Origin of the sequence: Streptomyces sp. NBC_01775 (assembly GCF_035917675.1) — a bacterium.
Classification (GTDB): Bacteria; Actinomycetota; Actinomycetes; order Streptomycetales; family Streptomycetaceae; genus Streptomyces.
This window is the reverse complement of record NZ_CP109104.1, coordinates 6276302-6294257: the sequence shown is the minus strand read 5'-3', so window position 1 is coordinate 6294257 and position 17956 is coordinate 6276302. Positions and strand designations below refer to the sequence as shown.

The window sequence follows — 17956 nt, the reverse complement described above, 5'->3', positions numbered from 1 at the left end:
CGGAGTGGTGCTTGTTCCTGCCGGAGCTGATTACTCAGCGGCCGGAAGAACGTTCACGACCTTGCGGCCACGGTGGGTGCCGAACTGCACCGCACCGGCGTCCAGCGCGAACAGCGTGTCGTCGCCGCCGCGGCCGACGCCCTGGCCCGGGTGGAAGTGGGTGCCGCGCTGGCGGACGATGATCTCGCCGGCGTTGACGACCTGGCCGCCGAAGCGCTTCACGCCGAGGTACTGCGCGTTGGAGTCGCGACCGTTCCGAGTGGACGATGCGCCCTTCTTGTGTGCCATCTCTCCTCAGTCCTTACTTCTTGGCCGGGGCGGGGATGTCGGTGACCTTCAGCGCGGTGTGGAGCTGGCGGTGGCCGATGCGCTTCTTGTACCCGGTCTTGTTCTTGTACTTCTGGATCCGGATCTTGTCGCCCTTGTGGTGGTCCACCACCTCGGCCTGGACCTTCACGCCCGCGAGGACCCAGGGGTCGCTGGTGACCGCGTCACCGTCGACAACGAGCAGGGTGGAGAGCTCGACGCTGTCGCCGACCTTGCTCTCAGAAATACGGTCAACCTCGATGACGTCGCCAACAGCAACCTTCTGCTGGCGCCCGCCGGTGCGCACGATCGCGTACACGCGGAACTCTCTCTCACTCGATTCGGAGCACCTGATGCCAGCCGCCCGGCCGCACACGAGGGCGCGGATCTGATCCGGAAGGATTGAGCGGCCTCTCCCGGCGGACCGGGAGGGAGTTGCTCAGGAGCGGACGCGTCTGTCACAACACGCCGATGGTCAAGGGTACCCCATCACCCTGGAGCGCTCTGCCGCCAGGGTGGACAGCGGGGAGGGCGGGAGCCGTGCGGCTCCCGCCCTCCCCCACGCCGGTCGGTCCTCGGCCGGTCAGTCCTCGGAAGCGGCGGCCGAGACGGAGGGTGCCCCCTCCTGCTCGGCGGCGGCCGTCTTCTTCGACGCCTTGGACGCCGCGGCCTTCTTCGCCGTCGTCTTCTTCGCGGCGGACTTCTTCGCCGGCGTCTTCTTGGCAGCCGACTTCTTGACCGCGGCCTTCTTCGCGGCGGACTTCTTCGCCGCCGTCTTCGCCGCCGTCTTGGCGGCCTTCTTCGCCGGAGCCGCCGGTTCCGCGGCCTCCGCCGCCCCTGCCTCACCAGCACCCTCACCGGCGGCCTCCTCGCCACCGGCGGGAGGTCCGGCGGGCGCCGTGACCTTGCGGGTCGCCCGCCTGCGCGGCTTGGCTGCGGCCTCGGGCCCGGACTCGGCCGCCGCCGTGGCGGCGACCTCCTCCGCGGGAGCCGGGGAAGCCGGGGCTTCCTCTGCTGTGACGACCGTCACGGCAGCGGCATCCTCGCTCGTGGTGGGCGAACCGGCCGGAGCGGTGGCCTTCCGGGTGGCCCGGCGCCGCGGCCTGGCCTCCTTGACAGGCTGCGCCGGGGGCTCGGCGCTCTCGGCGCCCTCCGTGTCCGACGAAGCGGCCGGGGGCTCGGTGCTCACCGGCGCGGCGGCGGGCTCCGGCACGGCGGGCTCGACGACCTCGGCCGCCTCCGCGGCGGCCGGCTTCGGGGACCCGGCGGGCGCGCTGGCCTTCCGGCTCCCGCGCCGCCGTCCGCGACCGCGCGAGGAGGCGGCGGCCTCCGCCTCGGCCGCACTACTGAACAGATCCTCGTCCGGCACGAACTCGACCGGCTCGGGCGCCGTCCCCGCGATGGAGCCGGCCCCGGCCAGCTCGTCGGCCGGCTCCACCGCGACAGCGGCAGGCGCCGTCGCCGGCGAGGGCTCGACCTCCGGCTCGGCCCGCGCGGGCTCGGGCTGCGCCTGCTGGCCGCCGCCCTTGCCCTTCTTCTTGCTCTTCTTGCCGCTGCCGACGGCGGCGGGCTGTTCCATGTGGACGATCACGCCGCGCCCGTTGCAGTGCACACAGGACTCGGAGAAGGACTCCAGCAGCCCCTGCCCGACCCGCTTACGGGTCATCTGCACCAGGCCCAGCGAGGTGACCTCCGCCACCTGGTGCTTCGTACGGTCGCGGCCCAGGCACTCCAGCAGGCGGCGCAGCACCAGGTCGCGGTTGGACTCCAGGACCATGTCGATGAAGTCGATCACGATGATGCCGCCGAGGTCGCGCAGCCGCAGCTGACGCACGATCTCCTCGGCCGCCTCCAGGTTGTTCCTGGTGACCGTCTCCTCCAGGTTGCCGCCCTGGCCGGTGAACTTGCCGGTGTTGACGTCGACGACGATCATCGCCTCGGTCCTGTCGATCACCAGCGAACCGCCACTGGGCAGCCAGACCTTGCGGTCGAGCGCCTTCATCAGCTGCTCGTCGATGCGGTACGTCGCGAAGACGTCGACGTCCGAGGTCCACCTCTGGAGCCGGTCGGTCAGATCGGGCGCGACGTGCGAGACGTAGCCCTGGATCGTGTCCCACGCGCCGTCGCCGCTGACGATGACCTTGGAGAAGTCCTCGTTGAAGATGTCGCGCACGACGCGGACGGTCATGTCCGGCTCGCCGTACAGCAGCGTGGGCGCGTTGCCGCCCTTCTGGGACTTCTTCTGGATGTCCTCCCACTGCGACTGAAGGCGCTCCACGTCGCGGCGCAGCTCGTCCTCGCTGGCGCCCTCGGCGGCCGTGCGGACGATAACCCCCGCGTTCTCGGGGACGACCTTCTTGAGGATCTGCTTCAGGCGCGAGCGCTCGGTGTCCGGGAGCTTGCGGCTGATGCCCGTCATCGAGCCCTCGGGCACGTAGACGAGGTAGCGCCCGGGCAGGGAGACCTGGCTGGTCAGCCGCGCGCCCTTGTGCCCGATCGGGTCCTTGGTGACCTGCACGAGCACCGACTGGCCCGACTTGAGCGCGGTCTCGATGCGCCGCGGGCCGTTGGCCATGCCCAGCGCCTCGAAGTTGACCTCGCCCGCGTACAGCACGGCGTTGCGGCCCTTGCCGATGTCGACGAATGCGGCCTCCATCGACGGCAGGACGTTTTGCACCTTGCCCAGGTAGACGTTGCCGACGTACGACGTCGACTGCTCCTTGTTGACGAAGTGCTCGACCAGGACGTCGTCCTCGAGGATGCCGATCTGGGTGCGCTCACCGCTCTGGCGGACGATCATCTCCCGCTTGACGGCCTCCCGGCGGGCCAGGAACTCGGCCTCGGTGATGATCGGCACCCGGCGGCGGCCCTGCTCGCGGCCCTCACGCCGGCGCTGCTTCTTGGCCTCCAGCCGGGTGGAGCCCTTGATGGCCTGCACCTCGTCGTTGGAGGTGGACTCGGTGTCCTTCTTCTTGCGGGGCTCGCGGATCTTGACGACGGTGCGCTCGGGGTCGTCTCCGCCCGAGCCCTCCGCGGCGGGCTGCCCGTCGGCGTCACCGGAGCGGCGACGGCGCCTGCGGCGGCGGCGCGAACTGCTGCTGGAGCTGCCGCCGGACGCGCCGTGCTCCTCCTCGTCCCCGCCGTCGGCCTCGAGCCCCTCCTCGCCGTCGGCGGAGTCGGTGGATTCGGCGGACTCGCGGCGGTCGCGGCGGTCCTGACGCGCGGAACGCTCGGGACGGTCCTGGCTCTCGTCGCCGTCCTCGAAGCGGGAGCTCTGCTCCTCGCTCTCGCCGTTCTCGGCGCTGTCGCCCCTGCGGCGGCGGCGGCCACCCCGGCGGCGACGGCGGGCGGGCCGGTCGCCGGACTGGGCGCCTTCGTGCTCGTCACCCTCGTGGTCGTCGTCCTGGCCCTCGTCGTCACGGCTCTCGTCGCGCGCCGTGCCCTCCTCCTCGGAGGAGGGCTCGCTCCGGGCGGCGCCCCGGGAGCCGGAGCCGGCCGCGGTGTCGCGCCGGCGGCGACGGCGACGGGAGGCACCGCCACTCTCGCCCTCAGCACCCTCGAAGCTGTCCGCGCCGGCCGCGCTCTGTGCGGCGTCCGGGCCGGCCTCGTCGTCCTGCTCGTCGTCCGTACCGGCTCCGGCCTGGCGCTCGGCCTCGGCGGCAGCGGCGGCAGCGGCGCTCTGCGGGGTCTGGAAGGCGGGCTCGGTGAAGACCGGCGCCTGGAACATCGCCATCGGCGGCGCGCTGCGCTTGCGGCGGCGCCCGGCAGGCGCCTCGGCCCCGTCGGCACCTGTGGCGGAGGTCTCATCGGCCTTGGCCTGCGAGGCCTCGGTCTCGGCGGCCTTGCGGGCGCCGCGACGGCCGGCACGGGACGCGGGGGCCTCGGCCTGCTCGGCGGGCGCGGTCTCCTCGGCGGGCGCCGAGGCGGCACGGGCCGACCGGCGGCGGCTGCGGCCACCGGCGGCGGTCTCGGAGCCGGTGGCCTCAGCGGCGTCCTGGCCGGTGGTGGCCGCGCTGTCGCCGGAGTCGTCGGACGTCGCCGACGTCTTGGCGCTCTCGGCCGCCGGAGCCGTCTCGGACGCCTCGGGCTGCGCGGCGGAAGCCGGCCGCGCGGCGCGGCGGCGGGTACGGGTCTTGGGCTCGGCCGCGGGTGCCTCGGCGGCCTCCGCCTGGCTCGGGGCCTTCGTCTCCTCGGCGCCGGCGGTCTCGGGCGACTGTGCCGCCTCCCCGGCTTCGGGTGCCGAAGCGGTACGGGTCGCCCGGCGGCGCGTGCGCGCCTTGGGAGCGGCCTCACCCTCCGCGGCCCCACCGGTCCCGGCGGACGCGGCGGTCTCGACGGCGGGCTCCTCGGCGGCGGCCGTGCGGCGGCGCGAGCGGGTGGCGGGCGCCGGAGCGGGCGTCTCGCCCGTCTCCGTGTCCGCGGTGGCCGCGGCGTCGGCGTCCGTCGACGTGGGGGCCGTCCGGCGCGTGGAGCGGCGGCGCGTACGGGCCTGCGGTTCGGGGGCCTCGGCCTCACCGGCGTCGGCCTGCGCGGCGGACGCCGACTGCGCGGCCTCGCCCTCCTGGGCCTCCGGAGCGGAGACGGCGCGAGTGGCGCGGCGGCGGCTACGGGCGGGGGGCGTGGTCACCGCACCAGCGGTGTCCCCGGCTCCGGCGCCCTCAGCGGGCTCTGTGGCCCCAGCGGTCTCTGTGGTCCGGGCAACGGGCTCGGCAGCCTCGGTGGGGGCTGCGGGCTCCGCCGGGGGCGGGGACCCGGCCGGGGCTGTCGCCTTGCGGGTGGCGCGACGGCGGGTACGGGCGGCGGGCGCCTCGGTCTCCCCTGTGCCCGCGCTCCGGGCGGGGCCGCTGCCCGTTCCGGGGGCGCTTTCGGCAGCGCCGTCGGCGGGCTGTGCGTCCGGGTCGGACGGCTGGGCGCTGTCCTGTACGGAGAGCGTCCCGGCGTCGGCCGCGCCGGCGTCCGGAGCGACGGGCGGGCCTGCCGGGCGGCTGGCCGCACGGCGCCTGCGGCGTGGGGGAAGGGTGTCGCTGGGCGTGGTGCCGGCGGCTCCTGGGGTTTGAACTGACCCTGCGGTCTGCGCGGATCCCGTGGAAATGGGGTCTCCTGCTGCGGCCTCGGGCTCGTTGGATTCAGTTGGTTCGAGCATGCGGGCGGTTCTCCCGTCACGCTCCCGGGCGCCGCGCTCGTTCGGTCCGGGGCGGTCCGCCTGGGGCGGAACGCTCTCCGGGGCGCGGGCGCCGCGCGGGAGCTGTTGTCTCACTCGCCGGTTCCGGGCCCTTGTCCCGGGCCGGCTACGGCGAAAGTCTGCTGGTCTGTGCGCTCGCCTGCCGTACAGCGGCCCGGGTGGCTCCCTGGCGTGCGACAGCGGCGGCGCTTCGTTCGGCGGCGGTTCCTACGCGGTGCCGCCCCGAGCCGTCGCGACGCTGGGAAGATCTCCCGGGCCCGTGGGTCCGGGGAACGCGTCGCGGTCAGGCGCGAACGGGTCGGTCACCGTGCCTGTCTCCTCATCGAGCGGCCCCTGCGCCAGCCTGGTCACCCCTGGGGGGACCGGCGGCGCCAGGTCGGCCGTAGCGCGGAGACCGGACAGGACGTCGTCGGGTCGTACGGCAGGTGTCACGTGCTGTACTACCAGCCGCAGTATCGCACAGGCGGGGGCGCCGGGCCTATCGGCCCAGGCTGCCGGGTCCTCGTCGGCGGCGGGTGCGGCGGCGGTGAGCGCGAGGACGGCGGCGCGCGCGTCGAAGGTGCGGATGCCCTTCTTGGTCTGGCGTTTCACCTCGACGGTCTCGGCCGCGAGGAACGTACCGACGGCGCCGGCGGCCTCCTCGGGGGTGACGCCGTCGAGCCTCAGCTCCCATTCGGATGCCTGGAGGCGGTCGCTGAAGTCGGAGCCGTGAGCCTCGACGGTGTCGACGATGTCGAGCCCGGCGGGCATGAACGCGTCGAGCAGCGTGCACAGCTCGGACGGCTCGCGGCGCTGGGCGAGGGCGATCTCCAGGTACTCGGCCTCACTGCCGGTGCCGGTGGGGGCGGCGTTGGCGTAGGAGACGCGGGGGTGCGGGGTGAAGCCGGCGGAGTACGCCATGGGCACCTCGGCCCGGCGCAGTGCTCTTTCGAAGGCGCGCTGGAAGTCGCGGTGGCTGGTGAACCGAAGGCGGCCTCGCTTCGTGTAGCGCAGACGGACACGCTGCACGACGGGTGCGGGCGGCGGACCTTCGGGCTGTCGCTTGCCCAGTGGTTCTCTCCTCGGTGCCGGGCGGCACGCGGGGCGGCCACCCTTCGTTGACAGGACGTGTACGAAGACGGAAGTCCGCACGGGCGGCCCGGCTCCGCGCCCTCGGGGCTGGCGGCGGCCTGGCACACGTTGTGCGTTTGTGCGGATGATCCTTCTGCCTAGGGTACGCGGCGGCCTTCCGGCAGCCGCTCCCGCTCTTGAGTGCGGGGCGCGCCAAACGCCGAAAGACACGCACGCCGTATCTCTGCCCGCGTGGCGCGAACCGATGCCCTCGCGGACGAGAGCGCCGCGCGCACGGAGCGCCCCGCCGCCCGCAGGCCACTCGCGAAAGGGCGCCAGAGGTGGTCACGTACCGCACGTCCGACAGGGGCCACCAACTGCTGCCACACCCACACGAAGGGGGTCACCAGCAGCGCGCGGAGCACCCGCCCGACGAAGCGCAGCACCCGCCCGAGGAAGCCGAAGACCGAGCGGGTCACGCGGCCCGCCGTCTTCCAGGCGATCACCACGGCGTCGGCCGTCTCCCGCGCGACCACGGCCAGGCCCCGTCCCAGTGGTACGAGCACCCAGCGGTGGACGGCCAGCACCGGTACGACCAGCAGATACCGGCCCAGCCAGGCGAGGGCGGCCCCGGTGCCGCGTACGACGGCGGCCACCGCGTGGCCGAGCGGGGTCAGCACGTACCGGTGGACACCGCTGAGCGGCGCGACGACCAGGTACCGCCACAGCCAGGCGAGAGCCACCGCGATCCCCCGTCCGAGGGGGGCCAGGAGCTGGGCGTGGATCCAGGTCAGCGGGGTCACCAGCAGAACACGGACGAGCAGCGCCACCGCCACGGCGAGCCCCCGCCCCACCGGAGCCAGCACATAGCGCCACAGCGCGGCCCACGGCCAGAAGAACAGCGCCTTGGCCACCCACAAGAGGGCCTTGCCCGTCCACGCCAGCACCGCGCCGAGACCCCGCCCGACGGGCACGAGCACGCTGCGCCAGATCCAGCCGAGCGGCGCGGCCACCAGCGTCCGCCCCGCCCAGGCCAGCCCACGGCCGGCCCAGACCAGCGGCGTGACCACGAATGTGCGCCCGAGCCAGGCCAGCCCGCGGCCCAGCGGCACCAGCACGCCCCGCCGCACCGCCCGCCCGGCGATCACCAGCGCGTCCCACACCATCCGCACCGGCAGCACCAGCACGAACATCACGATCCGCACCGGCAGCCGGATCGCGGCCGTCAGACACCCTTCTGGTTCTCGCGTGCGGGTGGTCGCGCCATGGCGTGGCTGATAGGCGTTCACTGCTGAAGTGACGAGGGAGCTGGATCCAGCGGTTCAGCTCAGGATGTGGGGATCCGGTAACGGAATTCGTCATCGGGCTGGTTCCCGGCGGCTCAACCTCGGCGAAGGGCCACCTGTGGGCCTCGGTGCGGCACTCGACACATCCGAGCCGCCGGATGGCCTGTCTCACCGCTCGAAGCGGTGAACACTCTCCGTCGGCCGAGAGGCAGGCCGGCTCCGGGGAACTGTGGAGTCGAATCCCACCAGGATGACAAGCCTCAAGTCATGAAAGCCGAGGATCCGATGAAGAACCTCTCGCGCGCCGCAGCGACCGTAGTGGCGGCCATCGGCATCGCCGCGTTCGCCGTCCCGACGGCGTCGGCCGCCCCAGTAGGCAAGGCGGAGAAGGCCGCGCACCCCGTCTCCTCGCCCTCCTTCCCGCACCGGGGGGCTTCCAACAACTACTACCTCATCCTCGGAGACGCGCTGTTCGCGGACGAGAGCGGCCCCGGCGACCAGTCGGCCAACCTCACCAAGAACTCAAGGGACATCAAGACGGAAGCCCAGAACGAGGCGATCTCGACCGGTGACATCAAGACCCACGTCAAGGGCAAGGGCAACACCCTTCCCATCGAGGTCGAGGGTTCCGAGCAGGACCAGGGTGAGGGAGCCTGACGGCTCTTCCCCCACCGGCCGCGCGGTCCGCGCCTTGAACCGCCCCTGAATCGGGCCCCCGGTGTCCTCCCTTGGAGGGACACCGGGGGTTCATGGCGCTTGCCGAGCGGCTACTTCACGACCGACAGCGGCAGCAGCTTCTTCCCCGTCGGCCCGACCTGGATATCGAGGTCGAGCTGAGGACACACGCCGCAGTCGAAGCAGGGGTCCCAGCGGCAGTCGGGGACCTCGGTCTCGTCGAGGGCGTCCTGCCAGTCCTCCCAGAGCCAGTCCTTGTCGAGACCGGAGTCGAGGTGGTCCCAGGGGAGGACCTCCTCGTAGGAGCGCTCGCGCGTGGTGTACCAGTCGACGTCGACTCCCTGCGGGGGCAGGGCCTTGGCGGCGCACTCCATCCACAGGTCGTAGGAGAAGTACTCGCGCCAGCCGTCGAAGCGCCCGCCGCGCTCGTAGACCTCACGGATGACCGCGCCGATCCGGCGGTCGCCACGGGAGAGCAGGCCCTCGACGATGCCGGGCTTGCCGTCGTGGTAGCGGAAGCCGATGGAGCGGCCGTACTTCTTGTCGCCGCGGATCTTCTCGCGCAGCTTGGCCAGGCGCGCGTCGGTCTCCTCGGCGGACAGCTGCGGCGCCCACTGGAAGGGGGTGTGCGGCTTGGGGACGAAGCCGCCGATGGAGACGGTGCAGCGGATGTCGTTGGACCCGGCGACCTCGCGGCCCTTGGCGATGACGTTGATGGCCATGTCGCCGATCTGGAGGACGTCCTCGTCGGTCTCGGTGGGCAGACCGCACATGAAGTAGAGCTTCACCTGACGCCAGCCGTTTCCGTACGCGGTGGCCACCGTACGGATCAGGTCCTCCTCGGAGACCATCTTGTTGATGACCTTCCGGATGCGCTCGCTGCCGCCCTCGGGGGCGAAGGTGAGGCCGGAGCGGCGGCCGTTGCGGGTCAGCTCGTTGGCCAGGTCGATGTTGAAGGCGTCCACGCGGGTGGAGGGCAGCGAGAGACCGACCTTGTCCTCCTCGTAGCGGTCGGCCAGGCCCTTGGCGATGTCGCCGATCTCGCTGTGGTCGGCGGAGGAGAGGGAGAGCAGGCCGACCTCTTCGAAGCCGGTGCTCTTCAGGCCCTTGTCGACCATCTCGCCGATGCCGGTGATCGAGCGCTCGCGCACCGGACGGGTGATCATGCCCGCCTGGCAGAAGCGGCAGCCGCGCGTGCAGCCGCGGAAGATCTCCACGGACATCCGCTCGTGCACGGTCTCGGCCAGCGGCACCAGCGGCTGCTTGGGGTACGGCCACTCGTCCAGGTCCATGACCGTGTGCTTGCTGACGCGCCACGGCACGCCGGAACGGTTGGGGACGACGCGGGAGATGCGGCCGTCCGCCAGATACTCGACGTCGTAGAAGCGCGGGACGTACACCCCGCCGGTCTTCGCGAGGCGCAGCAGCAGCTCGTCGCGCCCGCCGGGCCGGCCCTCGGCCTTCCAGGCGCGGATGATCTCGGTGACCTCCAGCACGGCCTGCTCGCCGTCGCCGATCACGGCGACGTCGATGAAGTCGGCCACCGGCTCCGGGTTGAACGCCGCGTGGCCGCCCGCCATCACGATCGGGTGATCCTCGGTGCGGTCCTTCGACTCGAGCGGGATGCAGGACAGTTCGAGCGCGGTGAGGAGATTGGTGTAGCCCAGCTCGGTGGAGAAGGAGACGCCGAGGACGTCGAAGGCGCCGACGGGGCGGTGGGCGTCCACGGTGAACTGCGGAACCTGGTGCTCCCGCATCAGCGCTTCCAGGTCCGGCCACACGCTGTACGTGCGCTCGGCGAGCACGCCCTCGCGCTCGTTGAGCACCTCGTAGAGGATCATGACGCCCTGGTTGGGGAGGCCGACCTCGTACGCGTCCGGGTACATCAGCGCCCAGCGGACGTCGGTCTCGTCCCACTCCTTCACGGTGGAGTTCAGCTCCCCGCCGACGTACTGGATCGGCTTCTGGACGTGCGGGAGGAGGGCCTCTAGCTGCGGGAAGACCGACTCGACGGGCATCTCAGGCGCGCTTTCGTTGGGGGCACCCCACGCCGGGCGGGCGTCAGGGGAGGACAGGGCCAGTCGTCCAGCCTAACGGGTGAGCCCCGCTCCGGTCGTGCGCGTGATCTCCGGCTCGTACTTCCGCTCGATCTCCCGCACGACATCCAGCATGCGGGAAGGGCAATTCCGGACAGACCACCCCGCGACGGGATGGACGTATCAGGCCGCTATGGGCCGCTGGGTCCGGATCGACTGGAGGAGTCCCAAGGCGATCCACACCGCGAACATCGAGGTGCCGCCGTAGGAGACGAACGGCAGCGGCAGTCCGGCGACGGGCATGATCCCGAGGGTCATGCCGATGTTCTCGAACGCCTGGAAGGCGAACCAGGCGATGACCCCGGAGGCGACGATCGTGCTGTACAGCTCGCTCGACTCGCGCGCGATCCGGCAGGCCCGCCAGATGACGATGCCCAGCAGCAGCAGGATGAGCCCGCCGCCGACGAAGCCCAGCTCCTCACCGGCGACGGTGAAGACGAAGTCCGTCTGCTGCTCGGGCACGAACTGTCCGGTGGTCTGTGTGCCCTCGAACAGGCCCTTGCCGGTCAGGCCGCCCGAACCGATGGCGATCCGCGCCTGGTTGGTGTTGTAGCCGACGCCCGCCGGGTCGAGCGCGGGGTTGGCGAAGGCCGCGAAGCGGTTGATCTGGTACTCGTCGAGCACCCCGAGCGACCAGATCAGCACGGCGCCCAGTGCCCCGGCCAGCCCGAGGCCGAGAATCCAGCGGTTGGAGGCGCCGGAGGCCAGCAGGACGGCGAGCACGATGACGACCAGCACCATCACCGAGCCGAGGTCGGGCATCAGCAAGATGACAACTATCGGCAGCGCCGCCATGCCCAGCGCGTGCATCACGGTGCGGTGGTCGGGATGGTCGCGATCACCGGCGTCGACCTTCGCGGCCAGCAGCATCGCCATGCCCAGGATCACCGTGATCTTGATGAACTCGGCGGGCTGGACGGTGAATCCGCCGCCCAGGTTCAGCCAGGCGCGGGAGCCGTTGATGGTGGCGCCCAGCGGGGTGAGGACACAGATGGCGAGCAGGACGGTGACGCCGTAGAGCACCGGCACGGCACTGCGCAGCCTTCGGTGGCCGAGCCAGACGGTGCCGCCCATCAGCGCGAGGCCGATGATCAGGCTGATGACGTGCCGTACCAGGAAGTACCGCGGGTCGCCCTGGTTCAGCTCGGTGCGGTTACGGGTGGCCGAGTAGACCAGCAGCGAGCCGACGACCGCCAGCGCGATCCCGGCCAGCAGCATGATCCAGTCCATGCGCCACACGAGGGAGTCCCGTGCGGTCAGCTGACTCCAGGTCGAACGTCTGCGCGGCCCGTAGCCGTCGAGAGAGAAGCCGCGCGTGCTCACGGACGCTCACCTCCGGCCTGGTCCCGCGCGTTGCGCGCCTGTCCGCCCGCGTTCTGCTGCGGCTGGTCCTGCTCGTCCTCGCGGCGTGCGGCCTGACCGTCGGGGGTCTTGGACTCGGCGGCGTCCGGCTTGACGTCCTCGGCCTTCGACTGCTTGTCGCGGCGGGCCTCGATGGTGCCGTCCTTGTCGACCTTGGGCAGCTTGGCCTCGGGCTTGGGGAGCAGCGCCTTCTTCTTGTCGATGTCGCCGCCCTTGCCGACGCCGTAGAGCGCGTCGTAGATCTTGCGCACGGCGGGCCCGGAGGCGCCGGAGCCCGTACCGCCCTGGGACATCGTCATCACTACCGTGAAGTCGTCGGTGTAGGTGGCCAGCCAGGAGGTGGTCTGCTTGCCGGCGACCTCGGCCGTACCGGTCTTGGCCCGCATCTTGATCTTGTCCTGCGGCCAGCCTGCCTGGCCGAACCGCCAGGCCGCCGAACCCCGGGTGGCCACGCCCTGGAGGGCCTTGTCCATCTGGCCGAGGCTCTTCTTGTTCAGGGGCAGCTTGCCGTGCGGGGTGGGCTTGATCTCCTTGACGGACTTGCCGTCGGGGCTGACGACCGCCTTGCCGAGGGTGGGGTCGTAGAGGGTCCCGCCGTTGCCGAGCGCCCCGTAGATGCTGGCCATCTGTATCGGGGTGACGAGGGTGTCGCCCTGGCCGATGGAGTAGTTGACGCTGTCACCGGCGCGCATCTTCATGCCGGAGACGCAGTTCTCCTTGGCGATCTTCCCCGCGTAGTCCTTGGGGTCCTTGCCCTGCTTGCACCAGGCGTCCTTGTTCGCCTCCCAGTACTCCTTCTTCCACTTGCGGTCCGGGACGCGGCCCGCGACCTCGTTGGGAATGTCGACGTTGGTCTTCTTGCCGAGGCCGAACTGGTGCGCGGTCTTGTAGAACCAGTCCTTGGCGCCCTTCTTGGGGAGGTTCCCGCCGTCCTTCTTCCACTGCTTGTACGCCAGGTCGTAGAAGACGGTGTCGCAGGAGACCTCCAGCGCGCGGCCGAGGTTGATGTTGCCGTAGCCCTTGGACTCGAAGTTCTTGAAGACCTGGCCGCCGACAGTGTACGAGGAGGCGCAGTCGTAGTTGCCGTTGAAGGAGTAGCCGGCCTTGATCGCCGCCGAGGTGGAGATCACCTTGAAGATCGAGCCGGGCGCCGAGATGCTCTGGATCGAGCGGTTCAGCAGTGGGTAGTTGGACTTCTTGCCGGTGAGCTTGGCGTACTCCTTGCCGGAGATGCCGCCGACCCACGCGTTGGGGTCGTACTCGGGGTTGGAGGCCATGGACACGACCCGGCCGGTCTTGTTCTCCATGACGACCACGGCACCGGCGTCGGCCTTGTAGTTGCGCCCGGTGTTCTTGTCGAACTCGTGGCGGGCCGCCTTCATCGCCTGGTCGAGCTGCTTCTCGGCGACGGCCTGGACGCGGGAGTCGATGGAGGTGACCAGGTTGGAGCCGGGCTTGGCCTTGTCGCTCTTGGCCCGGCCCATGACCCGGCCGAGGTTGTCGACCTCGTAGCGCGTCACGCCCGAGCTGCCGCGCAGCTTGCTGTCGTACGAGCGTTCAAGGCCGGAGCGGCCGATCTCGTCGGCGGGCAGGAACGGGGAGTCGGTGTCCTTGGCCTTTTCGATCTCCTCGTCGCTGACGGGAGAGAGATAGCCCAGCGCCTGCGAGGTGTTGGCGCCGTAGGGGGCGGGGTAGCTGCGCACGGCGGCGGGCTCGGCGGTGATGCCGGGGAAGTCCTCGGAACGCTCGCGGATCTGCAGGGCCTGCTTGGGCTTGGCGTCGTCGGTGACGGGGATCGGCTGGTACGGCGAGCCGTTCCAGCAGGGCTGGCTCGTCTTGGCGTCGCAGAGTCTGACCTTCTCGCGCACCGTCTTGGGCGACATGCCCAAGACCCTGGCGAGGCGGGTGAGTACCGCCTTGCCGTCGTCGTCCATCTTCATCAGCTCGGTGCGGGAAGCGGAGACGACCAGCCGGGTCTCGTTGTCGGCGATGGGCACGCCGCGCGAGTCGAGGATGGAGCCGCGCACGGCGGGCTGTACGACCTGCTGGACGTGGTTGCCCGCCGCCTCCTTCTCGTACTCGTCACCGTTGCGGATCTGGAGGTACCAAAGCCGCCCCCCGAGGGTCAGCAGGAGCGACATCACCAGGATCTGGATGGCCACCAGCCGGATGTTGACGCGCGAGGACCGTCCGGTCTCTGGAATGTTGGTCACGGCGCGCAGCGCCTCCTTGAGGGGTGGTGGCCGGGCTGGGGGCACCGCCCGGCCGAAGGCTGGGGGAGGGTGGGCGCACTCACAGGCGCTTGACCCCCTTGATCTTGCCTGCCTTGTTCCGCGCGGAGCGGCCCATGAAGCTGCCGCGCGGGGTGCCGGCGCGCGCTGCCTTGCCGTTGCGCATCCTGCCCTTGCCGAACAGGTTGCCGCTCGAGGAGCTGATGCCGGCCCCCGAGGTGAGCCAGCCGTAGGCGGCGCGGTCCCCGCCGCTGGCGCTGCCGCCACCCGGCTCGGCCGCCAGCCGGTCCTTCTCCGAGCGCCGGGCCAGCGACATGACCAGCGGTACGACGAACGGCGCGAGCAGCAGGTCGTAGAGGGTGGCGGTGACCAGCAGCCCTCTCAGCCCCGCCCCACGGGCCGGGGTGTCACCCACGAGCGCGCCCACCCCCGCGTACAGCAGCGTGGAGCCGATGGCGGCGCTGGCGACCACGAGCATCGGCACGGTGGCCGAGCGGTGCTGGCCGCCCTCCGGCTTGGTCAGCCCGGCGGCGTAGCCGATCAGGCAGAGCACCAGCGCGTAGCGGCCGACCGCGTGGTCGGCGGGCGGGGCGATGTCGGCGAGGAGACCGGCGACGAAGCCGACGACCGCGCCCGCGGTGTGCCCGTAGACCAGGGCGAGACCGAGCACGATCAGCAGGAGCAGATCCGGCACGGCGCCGGGGAGCTGGAGTCTGGCGAGGATGGTGACCTGGAGGACGAGGGCGACGACCACGAGTGAGGCCGAGAGCAGCATCCGGTTGATGTACACGCTGGTCAGCTCCTGGGAGACGGGGTCCCGCTGGGGGTGGAGGTCACGGTCACCGTGGGCGCCGGCTTGGGCTTCGCCGGCTTCTTGGACTTGAGTACGTCGTCGCGCGGGTCGCTGCGCGGGGGCTGGACGACGATGCCGACGACGTCGAGCTTGGTGAAGCCGACGTAGGGCTTGACGCTGACCGTCCTGGTGAGGTCGCCCTTGTGCCGGTTGACCTTGGTGACCTTGCCGACCGGGACGCCGGGCACGAAGGGCGTGTCCTCGCGGGAGCCGAAGGTGACCAGCCGGTCGCCCTTCTTCACCTTGGCCCTGCCGTTGAGCAGTTGGACGTTGAGCGCGCCGCCGCCCCGGCCGGTGGCGAAGCCCAGCTCGCTGCTCTTCTCCAGCCGGGTGCCGACGGTGAAGTCGGGGTCGTTGGCGAGCAGGACGGTGGAGGTGGAGGGGCCGACGGTGGTGAGGCGGCCGACGAGTCCGTCGCCGTTGAGGACCGTCATGTCACGGCGCAGCCCGTCCCTGCGGCCGGCGTCGATGGTGACGGTCCAGGAGAAGCCCTGGGCCGCGCCGATCGCGATGACCTGGGCGCCTTTGACTCCGTAGCCGCCCGCTCCGGCGGTCTTGAGGAGCTTGTCCAGCTCGCGGGCCCGGGAGCGGTTGCGGTCGTGGGATCCCAGCTTCTGCTTGAGCCCCGCGTTCTCCTGCTCCAGCCGGCTGATCCGGTCGTGCCGCCCGCCGGAGGCGCGTACGGCACTGATCGCGTTGCCGACGGGATCGACCGCCGAGGCCACGCCGTTCTCGACCGGTCCAAGGACGGAGGCGGCCCCCGACCGCGCACCGTCGAGCGGAGACTGCTCGCCGCCTCTGAGATCCACCGTGATCAACGCGAACGCGATGGCGATCAGCAGGACGAGCAGCAGCCGGCTTTCTCGTGTGTCCCTCACGTGCGGCGGCCGTGCCTTTCTCGTGGGGCAGCCCCGCGACCGCGGGGTGCGTGGCGGGGGCCGCCACTGCGCTAAACGACCCGCCGCGTGAACGGTCGGTTGTTGCGGACAGGTGTGCTTCCGCTCAGCGGCGAGGCTGGGCGTCGAGCACCTGCTGGAGCGCCTCGAACTCCTCCACGCACTTGCCGGAGCCGAGCGCCACGGAATCCAGCGGGTCCTCCGCGATGTGGATGGGCATCCCGGTCTCACGGCGCAGCCGCTCGTCCAGGCCGCGCAGCAGCGCGCCGCCCCCGGTGAGAACGATGCCGCGGTCCATCACGTCACCCGACAGCTCGGGCGGGCACTTGTCCAAGGTGGTCTTGACCGCGTCGACGATGGCGTTGACGGGCTCCTCGATGGCCTTGCGGACCTCGCCCGCCGAGATCACCACGGTCTTGGGCAGCCCGCTGACCAGGTCACGGCCACGGATCTCGGTGTGCTCGTCCTTCTCCAGGTCGTGCGCCGAGCCGATGGTGATCTTGATGCTCTCCGCGGTGCGCTCGCCCAGCAGGAGGCTGTACTCCTTCTTGATGTGCTGGATGATCGCGTTGTCCAGCTCGTCGCCCGCGACGCGGATCGACTGCGCGGTGACGATGCCGCCGAGCGAGATGACGGCGACCTCGGTGGTGCCGCCGCCGATGTCCACGACCATGTTGCCGGTGGCCTCGTGGACGGGTAGGCCCGAGCCGATCGCCGCGGCCATCGGCTCCTCGATGATGTGCACCTGGCGCGCGCCGGCCTGGGTGGACGCCTCGATGACGGCGCGGCGCTCGACGCCCGTGATTCCGGACGGAACGCACACGACCACGCGCGGACGGGCGAGATAACGCCGTTTGTGGATCTTCAGGATGAAATAGCGGAGCATCCGCTCGGTAATCTCGAAGTCGGCGATCACGCCGTCCTTCAAGGGCCTTACGGCCACGATGTTGCCAGGGGTGCGGCCGATCATCTTCTTCGCCTCGGCGCCGACCGCGAGGATTCCGCCTGTATTGGTGTTGATCGCGACGACGGACGGCTCGTTGAGGACGATCCCGCGACCCCTGACGTACACCAGCGTGTTGGCGGTCCCGAGGTCGACAGCCATATCACGGCCGATGAACGACATGTTGGTTCCCATAGGATGCGTCTGGCCTTCCAAGTGGGGCGATGTGTGGGTACAGGAAGGATGTGTACGCGCCGGCCTTCCCGAGCGCGTAGGTTCCATCGTAGACGCGCTAGCTCGAACACGTAGAGACGGTTCCTCCGCCATTGTCGGCGGAACACCGATCGTCCCCCGTAATGGTGACGTCGTGTCGGAGTGACGAGTTCCCCGGAGCCGTGACGCGCATGCCTGGCCACGGCTCTATCGGAGAGTGACATTCTGTCAGCGCCCTCCCCCGGCGAACGCCGGCGACGCCCCTTTCCCGGCGATCCGCCTCAGGCAAAGCTCGGGAAAAAAATCTTCATCTCCCGCTGGGCCGACTCCTCGGAATCCGAGGCGTGAATGAGGTTCTCGCGCACGATGGTGCCGAAGTCGCCGCGAACGGAACCCGGCGCTGCGGCGATCGGATCGGTGGGCCCGGCCAGCGCGCGAATCCCCTCGATCACCCGTTCGCCCTCCACGACCAGGACGACGGAGGGACCCGAGGCCATGAACTCCACCAGCGGCTCGTAGAAGGGGCGGCCCTCGTGCTCGGCGTAGTGCTGCTCCAGCGTGGCGCGGTCGAGCGTGCGCAGCTCCACGGCCGCGAGGGTCCAGCCGGCCTTGCTCTCGATACGGCCGATGATCTCGCCCACGAGCCCGCGCCGGACGGCGTCCGGCTTGAGGAGGACGAGGGTGCGCTGGCTCATGGTGCGGGCTCCTTGGCTGTCGTGCGGGCTGCTGGGGGCGCCTCCCGGCCGGAAGTCCCCCAGCTTCGCTGGGAGGTACCCCAGGGGGAGGGCACTGCGGCGCCGGCCCGCTTCGGTGGCCCGATCGGGCGGCGCGGCGGTGCGAAGAGGCTACATGGGTGAGGAGGA

Annotated in this window: 13 protein-coding genes; 1 reads left to right on the top strand and 12 read right to left on the bottom strand. The window is 71.1% G+C overall.

Going from position 1 to position 17956, the window contains the following annotated elements; translation table 11 throughout:
* Positions 1 to 30 precede the first annotated feature (30 nt).
* The 5 genes from rpmA to OHB04_RS27940 all read right to left on the bottom strand — a co-directional run bounded on the left by rpmA (position 31) and on the right by OHB04_RS27940 (position 7827).
* On the bottom strand, positions 31 to 288 hold the full coding sequence (gene rpmA / locus OHB04_RS27960) for a 50S ribosomal protein L27 (protein WP_326690405.1): 258 nt from the start codon (positions 286 to 288) through the stop codon (positions 31 to 33).
* Positions 289 to 301: 13 nt separating this feature from the next.
* Positions 302 to 625, bottom strand: coding sequence for a 50S ribosomal protein L21 (gene rplU / locus OHB04_RS27955; protein WP_326690404.1), 324 nt, complete (start codon positions 623 to 625; stop codon positions 302 to 304).
* 264 nt (positions 626 to 889) lie between these two features.
* On the bottom strand, positions 890 to 5449 hold the full coding sequence (locus OHB04_RS27950; protein WP_326808552.1) for an Rne/Rng family ribonuclease: 4560 nt from the start codon (positions 5447 to 5449) through the stop codon (positions 890 to 892).
* Positions 5450 to 5695: 246 nt separating this feature from the next.
* Positions 5696 to 6496 carry a TIGR03936 family radical SAM-associated protein gene (locus OHB04_RS27945; RefSeq protein WP_326690402.1) on the bottom strand — a complete coding sequence of 267 codons (801 nt, stop codon included), beginning with the start codon at positions 6494 to 6496 and terminating at the stop codon, positions 5696 to 5698.
* A gap of 200 nt (positions 6497 to 6696) precedes the next feature.
* Positions 6697 to 7827: a hypothetical protein gene (locus tag OHB04_RS27940; protein ID WP_326690401.1), complete on the bottom strand. Its 1131-nt coding sequence runs from the start codon at positions 7825 to 7827 to the stop codon at positions 6697 to 6699.
* Positions 7828 to 8091: 264 nt separating this feature from the next.
* On the opposite strand from OHB04_RS27940, the gene OHB04_RS27935 reads away from it, so the two are divergent.
* Positions 8092 to 8481: a hypothetical protein gene (locus tag OHB04_RS27935; RefSeq protein WP_326690400.1), complete on the top strand. Its 390-nt coding sequence runs from the start codon at positions 8092 to 8094 to the stop codon at positions 8479 to 8481.
* A gap of 110 nt (positions 8482 to 8591) precedes the next feature.
* Here OHB04_RS27935 and OHB04_RS27930 read toward each other — a convergent pair whose 3' ends face one another.
* The 7 genes from OHB04_RS27930 to ndk all read right to left on the bottom strand — a co-directional run bounded on the left by OHB04_RS27930 (position 8592) and on the right by ndk (position 17788).
* Entirely contained in the window at positions 8592 to 10517 is a 1926-nt protein-coding gene (locus OHB04_RS27930) for a TIGR03960 family B12-binding radical SAM protein (RefSeq protein WP_326808551.1), read from the bottom strand.
* Positions 10518 to 10718: 201 nt separating this feature from the next.
* Positions 10719 to 11918 carry a rod shape-determining protein RodA gene (gene rodA, locus OHB04_RS27925; RefSeq protein WP_326690398.1) on the bottom strand — a complete coding sequence of 400 codons (1200 nt, stop codon included), beginning with the start codon at positions 11916 to 11918 and terminating at the stop codon, positions 10719 to 10721.
* On the bottom strand, positions 11915 to 14170 hold the full coding sequence (gene mrdA, locus OHB04_RS27920; RefSeq protein ID WP_326808550.1) for a penicillin-binding protein 2: 2256 nt from the start codon (positions 14168 to 14170) through the stop codon (positions 11915 to 11917). The genes rodA and mrdA overlap by 4 nt, the downstream gene beginning before the upstream one ends.
* Positions 14171 to 14249: 79 nt before the next feature.
* On the bottom strand, positions 14250 to 14978 hold the full coding sequence (mreD, locus tag OHB04_RS27915) for a rod shape-determining protein MreD (protein WP_326690396.1): 729 nt from the start codon (positions 14976 to 14978) through the stop codon (positions 14250 to 14252).
* Positions 14979 to 14983: 5 nt separating this feature from the next.
* The gene (mreC, locus tag OHB04_RS27910; protein WP_326690395.1) at positions 14984 to 15919 is read right to left on the bottom strand and encodes a rod shape-determining protein MreC; all 936 of its coding nucleotides are present in this window, start codon (positions 15917 to 15919) and stop codon (positions 14984 to 14986) included.
* Between the two features lie 124 nt (positions 15920 to 16043).
* A complete protein-coding gene (locus tag OHB04_RS27905) occupies positions 16044 to 17063 on the bottom strand; it encodes a rod shape-determining protein (protein WP_326692943.1) in 1020 nt (339 codons plus the stop codon).
* A 311-nt stretch (positions 17064 to 17374) separates the two neighbouring features.
* The gene (gene ndk / locus OHB04_RS27900; protein WP_326690394.1) at positions 17375 to 17788 is read right to left on the bottom strand and encodes a nucleoside-diphosphate kinase; all 414 of its coding nucleotides are present in this window, start codon (positions 17786 to 17788) and stop codon (positions 17375 to 17377) included.
* Positions 17789 to 17956: the final 168 nt, after the last annotated feature.